Origin of the sequence: Marinobacter sp. S6332 (assembly GCF_023016045.1) — a bacterium.
Taxonomy (GTDB): Bacteria; Pseudomonadota; Gammaproteobacteria; order Pseudomonadales; family Oleiphilaceae; genus Marinobacter.
In genome coordinates this window covers 34,226-49,099 of record NZ_JALKAP010000003.1, presented here as the reverse complement: position 1 = coordinate 49,099, position 14,874 = coordinate 34,226, and the positions used below count along the sequence as shown (strand labels likewise).

The window sequence follows — 14,874 nt, the reverse complement described above, 5'->3', positions numbered from 1 at the left end:
TAAATGCGAGTTCCGGTCGGGAATGGTTAAACGAGGAAAGCGCGCCATCCTTGGCGCTCGGTGCATCCCTGCTGTAGAGCTATTAGGCCGCTACGTATTTGCTTAGCGACTCATTCTTTTCCAGCAGAGCAACAATTGCGTCTACTGCTTCACCAGAAGAGGTGTCGGAGCTTGGGAAGATTGCAGCGAAGTTGTCCTGCAGAAGCTGGCGGAAGTCGCCGCGGTCTGCTGCATCAACGCCTAGAAGAACCGCTAGGGTCTCCAGATTTTCACCAGTGCCGCGAGACATATCACGAGCTACTTTATCGATGTTGCTGTCCATGTACATGGCCATTGACTGAACAGACTCATTAGTCTGGCAGCCAAGTGTGCCGGTGGTCATACCGAATGTTTGGTTGCCGAGCGTACCGTTAGTTGTTGCTGCCAATACGTGGGGGGCAATACCTGATTGTCCTTTCCAAATCATCGAGCCAACACCGCAGCCCGGCTGAGCAAAAGCCATGGAAGAAGCACCCAGAAGAATTGCACCTGCGATCAGTTTTTTCATTATCCACTCCTTTGTATATTTACAGTCGTCGCAAAATCCACATAACCAGCCCTGATGCTGATTGTGGGGAACGGCCCTGACGGGCTCCTGTGGAGACAAGCATAAAGACCGTTGCCTTGAGTATAGTGCAGATTTGATTACGGCAAGTCTATACTTCTGTGACTATTTGATTTCGCCAGACTATTTCTTTTTTTGATGATATTCATGTAAGGCTGTGATACGAAAAAACCGGAGCATGCTCCGGTTTTCAGGTTAAACGAACGTGGGGTTAGCCTCCCAAATAAGCGTTTTGCACATCTGGATTGGCGAGCAAGTTTTTTCCAGTGTCGTGCAAGCGTATTTTGCCGGTTTCCAACACATAGCCGCGATCAGCAAGGTGTAGTGCCTGATGAGCGTTCTGCTCCACCAGAAACACGGTGATGCCTTCTTCCCGTAGCTGTCCGATAATCTCAAAAATTTGCTTGATGATTAGCGGTGCCAGCCCAAGTGACGGTTCGTCCAGGATGATCATGTTGGGGCGGCTCATCAGTGCCCGGCCTATCGCCAGCATCTGTTGTTCGCCACCAGACATGGTGCCAGCACGTTGGTGCTCACGCTCTTTTAGGCGCGGGAACAGCTCGTAAACGTGGGCTTGGCTTTTGCGGATCTCGGTTTTGTTATTGAAGAACCCCCCCATGTGCAGGTTTTCTTCCACCGTTAGGCCAGAGAATATGCGCCGACCTTCAGGCACTATCGCCAACCCTGAGCGCATGATCTGCGCTGTGGGCTCATTGGTGATGTCCCGACCCTCCAGAAAGATACGGCCCGAGCTGGCCTGAGGCATTCCGCATACAGTCATTAGCAGGGTAGTTTTGCCAGCGCCGTTGGCCCCGATCAGCGAGACTATTTCGCCTTTGTTTACCTCAACAGAGACTCCATGCAGGGCCTCAATCTTGCCGTAATGGGTGTGGACGTCTTCTAGTACAAGCATGCTCATGTTTAGGCCTCGCCCAGATAGGCTTTGATCACATCGTCGTTATGGCGAATTTCTTCCGGTGTGCCACTGGCCAAAGGGCGGCCCTGGTTGATCACATTTATTCGGTCTGAAATATCCATTACTAGACTCATGTCGTGCTCAATTAGCACCACGGAAACGTTGTAGTCCTCTTTCAGGCTCACAATAAGCTGATTGAGTTCTTTGGTTTCCGCTGGGTTGAGACCCGCCGCAGGCTCGTCAAGCATCAGTAGCTTAGGCTCGGTCACCATGCAGCGTGCTATTTCAAGCCGCCGTTGCTGGCCGTAGGCTAAGTTGCCTGCATCCCGATTGGAGAGGTCCAGAAGACCGACGCGCTCAAGCCAATAGGCAGCGCGGTCCAAGGCACTTTGCTCCCGCTCCTTGTAGTTGGGGGTGCCAAAAAGACCTGCAAGCATATTGGTGTTGAGGTGGCGGTGTTGGGCAACAAGTAGGTTTTCCACAACGGTCATCTGAGTGAACAAACGAACGTGTTGGAAGGTTCTCACCATGCCCAGCCGGGAAATTTTGTAATCCGGTATACCCTGAACTTCCTTGCCTTCAAAAATGATCTTGCCGCCGGAAGGCTTGTAAAAACCACTCATGCAGTTGAATACAGTGGTTTTTCCTGCGCCGTTGGGCCCGATAATGGAAACGATTTCCCGTTCTTGAACGTCCAGAGAAACGCCGTCTACCGCCAACAGACCACCAAAGCGCATGGACAGATTTTTTACTTCAAGCATTGTCTGTCACCCCTGCTTATTCAGTGTGATGTGGATACGACGCATGGGTAGCAGACCCTGTGGTCGCCAAACCATCATCAGAACCATGGCAGCGCCGAAGATCAGCATGCGGTATTCGGAAAACTCCCGCGCCAGCTCTGGCAAAATGGTGACCGCAATAGCAGCCAATATGACGCCAAGTTGCGAGCCCATGCCCCCTAGAACGACAATTGCCAGAATGATGGCAGACTCTAGGAACACAAAGGATTCCGGGCTGATAAAGCCTTGTTTGGAAGCAAACACAGTACCCGCAAAGCCAGCAAAGAATGCGCCGATGGTGAACGCAGAGAGCTTGACGGCAGTGCGGCTGAGGCCGAGAGAGCGAGCTGCGATTTCATCTTCGCGCAGGGCTTCCCAGGCACGGCCTACGGGCATGCGCATGAAGCGACGGATGATCAATGCAGTGATAACGGCGAGCACCAAAGCGATCAGGTACAAAAAGATAACTTTATGTTCACCACTGTAAGCAATACCAAAGGTTTCGTGGAAGGAAGTGTTGCCTTCTTCCTTGATACGCCGGCCAAACTCCATGCCAAACAACGTCGGCTCTGGAATGCCACCGATGCCGTTGGGCCCGCCGGTAAGGGTTGTCCAATTGTTGAGCAGGATGCGGATAATCTCGCCAAAGCCCAGCGTAACAATTGCTAGATAGTCCCCCCTGAGGCGCAAAACCGGGAAGCCCAGAATCATGCCGGTTAGCCCTGCCAGTAACGCACCGATGGGCAATGCCATCCAGAACGAAATGCCGGTGTATTGGGACAGCAAAGCGAAGGTGTACGCACCCACTGCATAGAAGGCGACATAGCCTAGATCGAGCAAGCCAGCGAGGCCGACAACGACGTTGAGGCCGAGCGCGAGCATGATGTAAATCAGAACCAAAGTAGCCAGGTCCACTGAGCCCCGCGACACAACAAAGGGCCAGAACAGGGCCAGAACCACAATACCGGTGAGTACCCAGGATTCGAGCTTAACTCGCTTGGACTGCTCCATGGGCTCTCTTCCGGCCAAAGGATTGAGCTTTGGCAGTTTGCCCAATAGGCCCATGAACGAGTCACGGTAGGCCTGAAATACAAAGACCGCCACAGCCGCCAGAATAACGGCAACGATCGTTGAGGTTTTGGCTCCGGTGAGCTCGATATTGACGCCCTTGGCTTCCAAGTTGAAACCAAGGATAGGGAACGAAATAATCAGCGTGACAATGGCGCAAAAAAGCGCATGTCTGTAGTTGTTAGCAGCCATCAGATCTTCTCAACCTCCGGTTTGCCAAGCAGGCCCGTGGGTTTGAATAGCAGAATGAGGATCAGCAAGCCGAAGGACACGACATCTTTATACTCACCGCTGAGATAACCCGACGTCATGCTTTCGGAGACGCCGAGAATCAAGCCGCCGAGCATGGCGCCAGGGATGCTGCCGATGCCGCCGAGCACAGCTGCCGTGAAGGCTTTGAGACCTGCGATAAAGCCGAACAGAGGGTCGATTGAGCCGTAGTACATACCAAGAAGCAGGCCTGCAACCGCCGCCAGTGATGCCCCGATGATAAAGGTTGCAGAGATAATGCGGTTGGTATCGATGCCTAACAGGCTGGCCATGCCAAGATCTTGTGAGACCGCTCGGCAGGCGCGGCCTGTGCGGGAGCGCGAGATGAATAGCGAAAGCGCAGTCATACAAACCAATGTGGTCACGAAAATCGTGATCTGCATGTAAGACAGAGACATTTCGAACGTGCCATCAGCGCTAAAGTTGAAACCACCTTCAATTAACGCAGGAAAACCGATGTTGCGGGAGCCCTGAGCCAAGTGAACATAGTTCTGTAAGAAGATAGACATACCGATTGCGGAAATCAGTGGAATCAGACGATGCCTGCCACGCACAGGGCGATAGGCAACACGTTCCACGGCCCAGCCCATAGAGCTGGATACGATCATGGCGCACAACAGCGCAACAATCAGAATCAAGGGTAGCCAGGCAAGACCAAGGGCAGTCAGGCCGGTAATAGCGATAAGCGCAGTGTATGCGCCAATCATATAGATTTCACCATGGGCAAAGTTGATCATGCCAATGATGCCATAAACCATCGTATAACCGATGGCGATCAGGGCATAAGCGCTCCCGATCGTAAGCCCATTAATGAGCTGTTGAGAAAAGTATAGGAGGTCTTGCATTATTGTTTGACTCCGGAGGCCTGCCCCCTCCTCTGCAAACGCCAAACACAGGATAACTGTGAAGAACGAGTGACAGACTCAGCAGGGGCCTAGAAAAACACCTTCTCCCGGATCGCGGTGAGAAGGTGCTCTCATGATTACCGTTTATTAACGATTGGCTTAGTTTACCGGAGTTTTGCTGCCATCTGAATGCCATTCGTACACAACAAACTCAAATGACTTCATGTCGCCAGCCTTGTCATATTGCACATTGCCGATAGGCGTTTCAAAGCTGCCGCTGCGGAGGGCTGCAGCAACGTCGAACGGGTCTTTGGAATCCGCGGCTTCAATACCTTGGGCAACCAGCTGAACTGCAGCATAGGAGGTCAGTACGAACGGTCCGGAAGGATCTTCGCCTTTGTCTTCAAAGGCTTTAACCAGACTCTTGTTTTCAGCTTTTTGGTCAAAGCTTGGTGGCAAAGTTACCAGCAGGCCTTCAGATGCTTCACCAGCAATGGTGTTGATATCTTTGTTGCCAACACCTTCAGGGCCCATGAACTTCGCATCAAGGTCTGCTTGACGTGCTTGGCGAAGAATTAGCCCTAGCTCTGGGTGATAGCCGCCAAAATACACGTAATCCACATCGGCTTGCTTGAGCTTGGTGACTAGCGAGGAAAAATCCTTGTCGCCAGCAGTAACACCTTCAAACATGGCAATTTCAACGCCTTTGTCTTTTAGCGTGTCGCGCACTGCGGTGGCGATACCTTCGCCGTACTGCTGTTTGTCGTGGACAACTGCAACTCGTTTAGGGTTTTGGCTCGCAATGTAGTTACCAGCCACGGGCCCTTGCATGCTATCTAGGCCAATGGTGCGGAAAACCAGCTCATACCCACGCTCTGTGATTTCAGGGCTGGTAGATGCAGGCGTAACCATCAGAATGCCTTCGTCCTCATAAATATCGGACGCGGGCTGGGTAGAGCTTGAGCAAAGATGGCCTATGACATATTGAACGCCATCGTTTACCAGGCGGTTTGCCACAGTAACGGCTTGCTTGGGATCGCACACATCGTCGTATTCAACTGCGACGAGCTTTTCGCCCATCACGCCGCCATTAGCGTTGATCTGCTGGATAGCCATGCGCGCGCCGGAGAACTGCATGTCACCATACTGGGCAACGGGGCCAGTCATTGGGCCTGCAATACCAATCTGGATATCCGCTGCGGCGTGGCCGGCACCCATAAGGGCGACAGAGGTGCTGATGGCGGTTACGATTTTTTTCAGTGAAGTTGTCATTGAGTCTGTCCTGTTAGGTTCAGGGTTATTCTTATGTTCTCAGAAAGCTAAACAAACACTACACATCCAGCCTTGTCAAGCTAGCCCGAGGTTTCTTTGATCATTTAACATTGTCGACACAACCGTCGCAGATGTCGGGATGATCTATGGGGGTTAGTGTGCGGAAGCTTTTGTTGGCGTGCAACTGTTCAAGAGTCAGAACGGAAAAATGTAACCTGAGTGATTCGCTACTAGGGAATACCGCTATTCGCATCTGCTTGCATTCGCGGGTGCGAAGACCTCTAATAGTTAGAGGTGTAAATACGGGGCGGTGACCCTATTGGAGTAGTCGTACAGTGAACAATTATGAGCATGTTCTGGTCGCGCTTCGGCGTGTTATCCGGGCAACAGATCTTCATTCCAAGCGTCTTAGCAAAAATGCCGGTCTTACCGGTCCGCAGCTTTTGATTATGCGAACAATCCGGGAGTTGGGCGAAGTTACTATCGGCACCATCGCTGACAAAGTAAGTTTAAGTCAGGCCACTGTGACCACTATTCTCGACCGTCTTGAGCACCGGCAGCTGGTTTACCGTGTTCGCAGCACGCAAGACAAGCGCAAGGTTCATGCGCACCTAACCGAGAGCGGTGCAGACATTCTTTCCCGTGCGCCGAACCCCCTACAAGAAGACTTTATCAAGAAGTTCCAAAGCCTCCACGAGTGGGAGCAGAACATGATTCTAGCCTCGCTTCAGCGTGTCGCCAATATGATGGACGCTGACGATATTGATGCTTCACCCGTTCTGGATGTAGGGCCGGTTTTGAAGGACGACGGCTGGAAAGAAAAGGCCTGAGCCTTTTCTTTCCTCCGTTTTAGTGCACAGACGATCCAGTTTTGGGTTTGTTGCCGAAGCACACTTGAAACACATCGTTATAATGCCGGGCGAAGTTAACTGTAAGACCTTCTTTGAGGTAATCTGGCAGCTCTTCATAGTCCCCGCGGTTTGCTTCCGGCAGAATCAGGTTGCTGATTTTTTGCCTGCGGGCTGCAATGACCTTTTCCCGTATACCTCCCACTGGTAGTACTTGCCCTGTAAGGGTTAGCTCTCCGGTCATCGCGGTATTCTGCTGAGGCGCCTCTCGACGAGCAATTGAGAGCAGTGCGGTTGCCATGGTAACGCCAGCGCTAGGGCCGTCTTTTGGAGTTGCGCCTTCCGGCACATGGAGGTGCACAAACGATTTGTCGAAAAATCCGGGGTCGCCCTTGAACCGTTTCAGGTTTGAGGAAACATAGCTGTGCGCAATCTCTGCCGACTCTTTCATCACATCACCAAGCTGGCCGGTTAGTTTGAAGCCGCGTTGGCTTGAGTGGATGCGTGAGGCCTCTATACTCAGGGTCGCACCGCCCATAGATGTCCATGCAAGTCCGGTTACTACCCCCACGCCTTTGAGAGACTTTTCTTTGCGGAATGCTGGTTGGCCCAGATATTCCTGCAAGTCAGATACGCCCACTTTTACTGGCTCGTCTGGGGATTCCAGCAGTTTTACAATGCCTTTGCGCATGACCTTATGAAGCATCTTTTCCAGATTGCGCACACCGGCTTCCCGGGCATAGCCTTCGATAATCTGGCGAATAGCGGCATCGGTAATATTGAACTGCTTTTTAAGTAGTCCGGCTCGTTTCAATAGGCGTGGCAATAGATGGTGCTTTGCAATGGCCAGCTTTTCCTCACCGATATAGCCCGACAGGCGGATAACATCCATTCGGTCCAACAGTGGGCGGGGAATGGTGTCGAGCTGGTTGGCCGTGCAAATGAACAGCACCTTGGACAAATCCATGCGCACATCGAGATAGTGATCCAGAAACTCTTTGTTCTGCTCCGGATCCAGAGTTTCCAAAAGTGCAGAGGCTGGATCGCCCTGATAGGAGGCGCCGATCTTGTCAATCTCGTCCAGCATGATCACCGGGTTTGCCACCTTGGTATCCTTAAGGGCCTGCACGAACTTGCCCGGCATGGCGCCGATGTAGGTGCGCCTGTGGCCTTTAATTTCCGCCTCGTCACGCATACCGCCAACACTAAAGCGATAGAACTTCCGCCCTAATGCGTCCGCAACTGAGTGGCCAATGGAGGTTTTACCCACGCCCGGCGGGCCCACCAAAAGCAAGATCGAGCCACTAACTTCGCCTTTGAAAGTACCTTCCGCGAGAAACTCAATGATGCGATTTTTCACATCATCAAGGCCATCGTGGTCGCGGTTTAGAATGCTGCGGGCTTTTGCCAGATCAAACTGGTCCTCTGAGTGCTGGCCCCAAGGCACCTGTGTAATCCAATCAAGATAGTTGCGGGTAACGCCGTATTCGGGCGAGCCCTGCTCAAGAATCTGTAATTTTTGCAGTTCTTCGTCAAATCGTTCCTGTACGGCCTCGGGTGGGCTCAGTTCCGCCATGCGCGCTTCAAAGCGCTCAGCATCCGCCGTTTTATCGTCTTTCGACATGCCGAGTTCGCGCTGAATAACCTTGAGTTGTTCTTTTAGGAAGAAGTCGCGTTGATGCTTCTGTACTTTCTCGTTCACCTCTTCGCTGATCTCGGATTGCAGTCGCGCTACTTCAAGCTCTTTGCGCATCAACAACAGCACCTTTTCCATGCGGCGGAGCAGGGGCACAGTATCCAGAACACCTTGCAGTTCTGGGCCGGGGGCGCTGGTCATCGAGGCACCGAAATCCGTCAGCGGGGAGCTATCTTCCGGGCCGAAGCGTGAAAGGTATTGCTTAACCTCCTCGCCATACAGGGGGTTGGTGCGCAACAGCTCTTTTATGGCGCTGATAATGGCGAGTGTATAAGCCTTGGTTTCATCTGCGTCTTCTTCAGGCTCCTGCGGGTACTCCACTTCGACCAAATAGGGTGGCTTTCGGCGCAGCCATTGCACAATACGAAAACGCTGCAGGCCTTGGGCAATAAACTGGACATTGCCGTCTTTATTTTGGGCATGGTGTACCCTCACCGCACAGCCTACGGCTGCCAATTCATCGCTCTCGGGGATGCTCTGGCCGGGTTTGTGGTCATCGACAAAACAGATGCCGAGCATCTTGTGGTCAGTCTCGCCAACGCGTTTGAGCGTTTCCTGCCATGGGTTCTGGTTGACCACAACAGGCTGCACCTGTGCCGGGAAGAATGGCCGGTTTGAAACGGGCAACACATACATTTGCTTGGGTCGAGCCTGCTCCGGTAGGGCCAGCTCTTTGCTATGTTCGTTTTTGCCAATGTATTCGGTGATGTCTTCCTCGAACTCTTCCAGCGAGTCGTTGCCGTTGTCGTGATTCATGCCGTATCTGCTTCCTGATAGGAGGAGTGTCTCACCACTACCTAGAGCCTAAAGTTATATTTTCAAGCGCTGGGGGTACTAAAGCTCTGGATAGGCACTCTTGAATTCCAGAGCTAGGACCCCATCTACGCTTCAACCAATTACGAACATTTCAGGTGCCCAACATGAGCAGCTCTCCCCATATTTTCGAAGCCACCATGGAAAACTTCCAGCAGGAGGTGATGGACGCCTCGTCATCCGCGCCCGTGCTTGTCGATGTGTGGGCGGAATGGTGTGCGCCCTGCAAACAGCTTATGCCCTTGCTGGAAAAACTGGCGAACGAATACCAGGGTGCGTTCCGCCTTGCGAAGGTCAATGCGGATGAGCAGGAGCAGCTGACTTCCAGTCTAGGCGTTCGCAGCTTGCCGACCGTTATTTTGGTGAAGGATGGCCAAGCGGTAGATGGCTTTAACGGCGCCTTGCCTGAGAGCGAAATCCGCAAGGTATTGGAGAAGCATGTGCAACTACCGGAGGAAGACCCTTACGAAAAAGCACATCGCATTTGGGATGAGGGTGATATCGACGGTGCGCTGGAAATTCTCTCGGACATGAACCAGAAAGACCCTGAGAACCTGAAAGTGCTGATCGATCTTGCCCAGCTGAAAGCTGAAAACGGCGATATCGAAACCGCTGAGCAGGTGCTCGAAAGCCTGCCGCCGGAGGAGAAATTGCAACATCAAGCAAAACAGCTGGCTGCCAGAATCAAGTTCTTGAAACAGTCTGCAGAGCTTCCCCCGGTGAAGGACTTAGAAATGGCGCTGGAGCAGGACCCGAAGGATCCTAATGCTTTGCACTTATTAGCGCTTCATAACGTCTTGCAGGAAAAAAATGCGGAAGCGATGGAGTTGCTGATTCGACTTATGCAAGTCGATAGCAAATACAAAGACGAAGTGGCTAAAACCACTTTGGTAGAGTTGTTTGAAAAGCTGGGTAATAACAACCCGGATGTGCGTACCTATCGGCGCAAGCTTTATACGCTGATGCATTGATTGGGGGCGAACACGGTTGTTTAAGGACCACTAAAAAAGCCGGGCAACCCCCGGCTTTTTTAGTGGTGAAAGAGTTAGGCGTCAGCCATTGCCCTTTTTCATTTGTTCAAACTCATCCTCAAAGAAGAATTTCTCCTCCCCGAAGGCGGGCTCTAGCTCATGCAGCCAAGTGGCTGTTTCGCTGTATTTGGCGAAGAATGGGCGTTGTACCCAGTCTGGATTGCGGCCTTGCAAAAATCGCAGCACAAACACCTTCTCGCCATTCACTTCGGTAATGCCTTGAACTTCTACCTTGCCGGGGCCGGCGCTCATGCTTGGGCCGCGGGCAGTGCGGGCCAGACCGCTGACTTTTTTCATCGCCTCGCGGTAAATGTTAAAGGCTTCTGCCAAGGGCACTTCGAAGTAGTTCTTGGCGCCGGTGTCCCGCTCTACAAACATGTAGTAGGGGATGATGCCGAGCTGAACTTCCTTCTTCCAAAGCTTGGCCCAGGCATCTGCATCGTCGTTCACGTGTTTGATCAATGGGCCTTGTGCGCGGATTTCGGCGCCGGTCGACCGGATGCGGCGTATGGCCTCTTCGGCAATACCGGTAGTGATTTCTTGCCAGTGGTTATAGTGGGCCATAATCGCAATATGTTTGCCTGCATCCACTAGCTTGGCGAACAGGTCAATCAGTTCATCGGCATCTTTGTCGGTTACAAAGCGGTATGGCCAGAAGGTGAGGGCCTTGGTGCCGATGCGAATGGTTTGAATATGGTCGAACTCTGGCTGCAATAAGGGTTCAAGATACTGAGCCAGACTCTTGGTTTTCATTACCATGGGGTCGCCACCGGTCACCAGCAAGTCGGTTACTTCGGTGTGTTCCTGCAGGTAGCCGTGTAGCTTATCTGCTTCGGTGCTCGACATTTTTAGGTCTTTGTCGCCAACAAACTGCGCCCAGCGGAAACAGAAGGTGCAATAAGAGTGGCAGGTCTGGCCCTGCGCCGGGAAGAACAGCACGGTCTCGCGATACTTGTGCTGCACGCCGTCGAGCACCTCGCCTTCCAGTTCCGGCATGTTCATTTCCATCTGGCCAGCCGGATGCGGGTTCAGTTCATCGCGGATCTCTTTGGCGACGGCTTGAATCTCCTTTTTCTCGGCACCGTTTCGATGCATCTCGGCCATGCGCTCAAAGTGTTCGTCCTTGAGCATACCTTTTTGTGGAAAAACCAACTGGTAAATGGGGTCGTTGGGCACTTTGTCCCAGTTGATCAGTTCATTGATTACATACTCGTTCACTCGAAAGGGCAGCACGCTGGCTACTACCTTCATTTCGAACAGAGTCTCTTCGGGGAGGTTCTGAATGATTTCGATTTTGTCTAGCTGGCGGTCTGTATAAACCTTGAAGCGTCGTTCCTCGAATTCGGTGGTGGGAATTCGGTTCGGAAAGGTGACGATAGAGTTCATGGTTCGCCCTCTGTAGTTGAAAGACTGAAATGGTAGGAGGGTGTTATTAACGCCGCTCCGATGGTCAAAAAATGGGCAGGCGAGTATACATAAATAATTGTTTAGTTTCAGGTCTAATTAAAAAAGTACGAAAGAAACCGAGGTGTGTTTTTGGTGCTCTAGTTAAGATATTGAAATTTATAGTGAAAATATTGGCCTGCCTAGTGGTGCATTAAGTTTGGATCATTTAGCGCGGTAACAAAATGCAGTTTTCTTGCGACTAAGACGTTGGTCGGAGTCTAGTTGTTTGGTGCTCTTAAAAAAGGCACTATTACGTAACTAATCGTAAATATTTTCGTGTTTTACTAGGTTGCTTCACATTCTGATGCGTTTTCTTAGTGAGCATGTAGTAAAAATCCTACGAGTTTTTGGTCTGAGCATAAGAGAATTGATGGCGCAGATGCGGCAAGCTGACCACGCCATGGTGGCAGGCAGTAAAAGTGCAAAAGCTGTTCTATGCTTGGTGAATTAGGTTTGGTTAATACAGCGTTGTGAACAATAGAAGGTGCCTTTGGCTAGCCGACTTTAGCGAAGGCTGCTCACATTGAAAAAGCTGTCGTTGTTGCAGCTTAACTTTTACCGCATGCGCAGATGCCAAGATCGGTACCTGCTGCATTTTTGGATGCGAAGGGGGAGGTTTGATGTACCAGGATGATGATCCCATTGAAACGAGCGAATGGCTTGATGCACTTGAGTCGCTCATGGAGCACGAGGGTATAGATCGGGTTAAATACATTCTGGAGCGCCTGTCTGAGCGCGCTAGCCGGGATGGCACCGAGTTGCCTTACTCCATAACTACACCGTTTAGAAACACCATTCCGGACACTCAGGAAGCCCGGATGCCGGGCGACCTCTTTATGGAGCGCCGGATTCGTTCGTTGATTCGTTGGAATGCCATGGCCATGGTTGTCCGCGCTAACAAGCGCCCGGGCGACTTGGGCGGTCACATTTCCACCTTTTCGTCTGCCGCCACACTCTACGATGTAGGCTTCAACTACTTTTTTCATGGTGGTGACGAAAAGCGCGAATCAGATCTGGTTTATTTTCAGGGCCATGCGTCGCCGGGTAATTACGCCCGGTCCTTTCTAGAAGGCCGGTTTACCGAAGAGCAGCTTGATAAATACCGTGAGGAAGTGGATGGCGATGGCCTTTCCTCCTACCCGCACCCTTGGTTGATGCCAGACTACTGGCAGTTCCCTACCGTATCTATGGGTCTTGGGCCGATTCAGGCCATTTATCAGGCTCACGTAATGAAGTACCTCGACAGCCGCGAACTCGTTGAAATGGGTGATCGCAAGGTCTGGTGTTTTGTCGGTGACGGCGAGACAGACGAGCCAGAAACTCTCGGCTGTATATCAAAGGCTGGCCGAGAAAATCTGGATAACCTGGTGTTCGTGGTGAACTGTAACCTGCAGCGCTTAGATGGACCGGTGCGAGGTAATGGCAAGATTATTCAGGAATTGGAAGGCTCATTCCGTGGCTCTGGCTGGAATGTTATCAAGGTAGTATGGGGACGCGTATGGGACACTCTGTTTGATCAGGACGAAAACGGGGTTATGCAGCGCGCCATGGATGAGATCTGTGATGGTGATTTGCAAAACTTTACGCACAACGGCCCAGCGTATACCCGCAAGCACTTTTTCGGGAAGTATCCCCAGCTGGCCAAGTTAGTTGAAGACTGGACTGATGAGGATATCAACAAGCTCAACCGTGGTGGTCACGACCCGTACAAAGTGTATGCCGCTTATAAGAAGGCGATGACGGAGTCGAACGGCAAGCCAACGGTGATTCTTGCTCACACCATTAAAGGCTATGGTTTTGGTGCGGCGGGCGAGTCCCAAAACACGGCCCACTCACTGAAGAAGCTGGATATTGAAACCCTCAAGGCGTTCCGTGACCGCTTCGCGATCCCATTGAAAGACGAAGAGCTCGAAGACGTTCCCTATTATCGCCCGGCACCAGACAGCCCCGAGTTGGTGTATATGAACAAGCGCCGACAGGAACTTGGCGGCTTCTACCCCCGGCGCCGAAAGGATTGTCAGCCTCTTAAGATTCCCGAGCTGGATATTTTCAAGCAGGTTCTAGAAGGTTCAAATGGCCGGGAAATCTCCACAACCATGGCCTTTGTGAGGCTGTTGGGTGCGCTCGTCAAAGATAAGCGTATTGGCAAGCGCATAGTGCCCATAGTGCCAGACGAAGCTCGCACATTCGGTATGGAAGGCATGTTCCGCCAGTTGGGTATCTATACCTCTGAGGGCCAGAAATATGTGCCTCAGGATCGTGAGCAGATCATGTATTATCGCGAGGACAAAAAGGGCCAGATTCTGCAGGAAGGCATCAATGAAGGGGGTGCTATGGCTGCGTGGATGGCTGCGGCTACCTCTTATAGCAACAACAACTTCCCGCTGATTCCCTTCTATGCCTTCTACTCCATGTTCGGCTTCCAGCGAGTGGGAGACTTGGCCTGGGCTTCAGGCGACATGCAAGCTCGTGGTTTCCTGATTGGTGGTACAGCAGGGCGTACTACGTTGAATGGCGAAGGTTTGCAGCATCAGGATGGGCACAGCCATGTACTGGCGAATACCATTCCCAACTGCAAGGCTTACGATCCGGCCTACGGCTATGAGATGGCCGTGATAATCCATCATGGTATGAAGGAGATGTTTGAAGAGAACAAAAACGTTTTCTACTACATCACCATGGAAAACGAGAACTATGAACAGCCAGCCATGCCCAAGGACAGTGAAGACTCCATTATCAAGGGGATGTACAAGTTCGAGTCTGTAGAAGTAAAAGGCGGCAAGAAAAAGCAGCGCGTACAGTTGCTGGGCGCTGGTGCAATTCTTAATGAAGTGCGAGCCGCAGCCCAGATGCTGAAAGATGACTGGGGCGTTGCCTCGGATGTGTGGAGTGTAACCAGCTTTAACGAGCTTGCCCGCGATGGCCAGCACGTTGAGCGCTGGAACCTGCTGCACCCGGATGACAAGCCCCGCAAAGCCTTCGTCACTCAGTGCTTGGAAAAACAAACGGGGCCGGTGGTTTCTTCTACAGATTACATCAAACTGCACTCAGAGCAGTTGCGGGCGTTTATCCCGAAAACCTTCCTGACTCTGGGAACCGATGGCTTTGGCCGTAGTGATACCCGGGAGAAGCTACGGAGTTTCTTCGAGATAGACCGCTATTACGTAACGGTAGCCGCCCTGTCGGCCTTGGCCAAAGATGGTGAAGTCAAGGAAGAGCAGGTTCTTGAAGCCATGCGCAAGTACGGTATCGATCGCAATAAAACGAACCCGGCGCACTGCTAAGG

The 14,874-nt window shown here is 51.9% G+C and carries 11 protein-coding genes; 3 read left to right on the top strand and 8 right to left on the bottom strand.

Annotated features, from left to right (window positions below; all coding sequences use genetic code 11):
• Nucleotides 1–82: 82 nt before the first annotated feature.
• From MWU62_RS04925 to MWU62_RS04900, 6 genes are all read right to left on the bottom strand, one after another.
• Entirely contained in the window at nt 83–547 is a 465-nt protein-coding gene (locus MWU62_RS04925; RefSeq protein WP_247113818.1) for a DUF3015 domain-containing protein, read from the bottom strand.
• Nucleotides 548–815: 268 nt separating this feature from the next.
• Nucleotides 816–1,517, bottom strand: a complete 702-nt coding sequence (locus tag MWU62_RS04920) for an ABC transporter ATP-binding protein (RefSeq protein ID WP_247114119.1) — start codon at nt 1,515–1,517, stop codon at nt 816–818.
• A gap of 8 nt (nt 1,518–1,525) precedes the next feature.
• On the bottom strand, nt 1,526–2,281 hold the full coding sequence (livG, locus tag MWU62_RS04915; RefSeq protein WP_247113817.1) for a high-affinity branched-chain amino acid ABC transporter ATP-binding protein LivG: 756 nt from the start codon (nt 2,279–2,281) through the stop codon (nt 1,526–1,528).
• 6 nt (nt 2,282–2,287) lie between these two features.
• A complete protein-coding gene (livM, locus tag MWU62_RS04910) occupies nt 2,288–3,559 on the bottom strand; it encodes a high-affinity branched-chain amino acid ABC transporter permease LivM (RefSeq protein ID WP_200362042.1) in 1,272 nt (423 codons plus the stop codon).
• The gene (gene livH / locus MWU62_RS04905; RefSeq protein WP_247113816.1) at nt 3,559–4,482 is read right to left on the bottom strand and encodes a high-affinity branched-chain amino acid ABC transporter permease LivH; all 924 of its coding nucleotides are present in this window, start codon (nt 4,480–4,482) and stop codon (nt 3,559–3,561) included. The genes livM and livH overlap by 1 nt, the downstream gene beginning before the upstream one ends.
• 159 nt (nt 4,483–4,641) lie before the next feature.
• Nucleotides 4,642–5,754 (bottom strand): branched-chain amino acid ABC transporter substrate-binding protein, encoded by a 1,113-nt coding sequence (locus tag MWU62_RS04900; protein ID WP_281494806.1) that lies wholly within the window; start codon nt 5,752–5,754, stop codon nt 4,642–4,644.
• Nucleotides 5,755–6,089: 335 nt separating this feature from the next.
• On the opposite strand from MWU62_RS04900, the gene MWU62_RS04895 reads away from it, so the two are divergent.
• Nucleotides 6,090–6,584, top strand: coding sequence for a MarR family transcriptional regulator (locus MWU62_RS04895; RefSeq protein ID WP_200362039.1), 495 nt, complete (start codon nt 6,090–6,092; stop codon nt 6,582–6,584).
• A gap of 19 nt (nt 6,585–6,603) precedes the next feature.
• Here MWU62_RS04895 and lon read toward each other — a convergent pair whose 3' ends face one another.
• Nucleotides 6,604–9,054: an endopeptidase La gene (gene lon / locus MWU62_RS04890; protein WP_247113815.1), complete on the bottom strand. Its 2,451-nt coding sequence runs from the start codon at nt 9,052–9,054 to the stop codon at nt 6,604–6,606.
• A 164-nt stretch (nt 9,055–9,218) separates the two neighbouring features.
• On the opposite strand from lon, the gene trxA reads away from it, so the two are divergent.
• The gene (trxA, locus tag MWU62_RS04885; protein WP_247113814.1) at nt 9,219–10,082 is read left to right on the top strand and encodes a thioredoxin; all 864 of its coding nucleotides are present in this window, start codon (nt 9,219–9,221) and stop codon (nt 10,080–10,082) included.
• 81 nt (nt 10,083–10,163) lie between these two features.
• On the opposite strand, the gene MWU62_RS04880 is transcribed toward trxA, so the two are convergent.
• Entirely contained in the window at nt 10,164–11,528 is a 1,365-nt protein-coding gene (locus tag MWU62_RS04880; protein WP_247113813.1) for a lysine 2,3-aminomutase, read from the bottom strand.
• A 680-nt stretch (nt 11,529–12,208) separates the two neighbouring features.
• Here MWU62_RS04880 and aceE point away from each other — a divergent pair.
• A complete protein-coding gene (gene aceE / locus MWU62_RS04875; protein WP_247113812.1) occupies nt 12,209–14,872 on the top strand; it encodes a pyruvate dehydrogenase (acetyl-transferring), homodimeric type in 2,664 nt (887 codons plus the stop codon).
• The last annotated feature ends 2 nt before the right edge of the window (nt 14,873–14,874 follow it).

Bases quoted from the DNA above. Each gene is read 5' to 3' on its own strand.
- MWU62_RS04925 (WP_247113818.1), bottom strand. From the start codon at position 547: ATGAAAAAACTGATCGCAGGTGCAATTCTTCTGGGTGCTTCTTCCATG.
- MWU62_RS04920 (WP_247114119.1), bottom strand. From the start codon at position 1,517: ATGCTTGTACTAGAAGACGTCCACACCCATTACGGCAAGATTGAGGCC.
- livG (WP_247113817.1), bottom strand. From the start codon at position 2,281: ATGCTTGAAGTAAAAAATCTGTCCATGCGCTTTGGTGGTCTGTTGGCG.
- livM (WP_200362042.1), bottom strand. From the start codon at position 3,559: ATGGCTGCTAACAACTACAGACATGCGCTTTTTTGCGCCATTGTCACG.
- livH (WP_247113816.1), bottom strand. From the start codon at position 4,482: ATGCAAGACCTCCTATACTTTTCTCAACAGCTCATTAATGGGCTTACG.
- MWU62_RS04900 (WP_281494806.1), bottom strand. From the start codon at position 5,754: ATGACAACTTCACTGAAAAAAATCGTAACCGCCATCAGCACCTCTGTC.
- lon (WP_247113815.1), bottom strand. From the start codon at position 9,054: ATGAATCACGACAACGGCAACGACTCGCTGGAAGAGTTCGAGGAAGAC.
- trxA (WP_247113814.1), top strand. From the start codon at position 9,219: ATGAGCAGCTCTCCCCATATTTTCGAAGCCACCATGGAAAACTTCCAG.
- MWU62_RS04880 (WP_247113813.1), bottom strand. From the start codon at position 11,528: ATGAACTCTATCGTCACCTTTCCGAACCGAATTCCCACCACCGAATTC.
- aceE (WP_247113812.1), top strand. From the start codon at position 12,209: ATGTACCAGGATGATGATCCCATTGAAACGAGCGAATGGCTTGATGCA.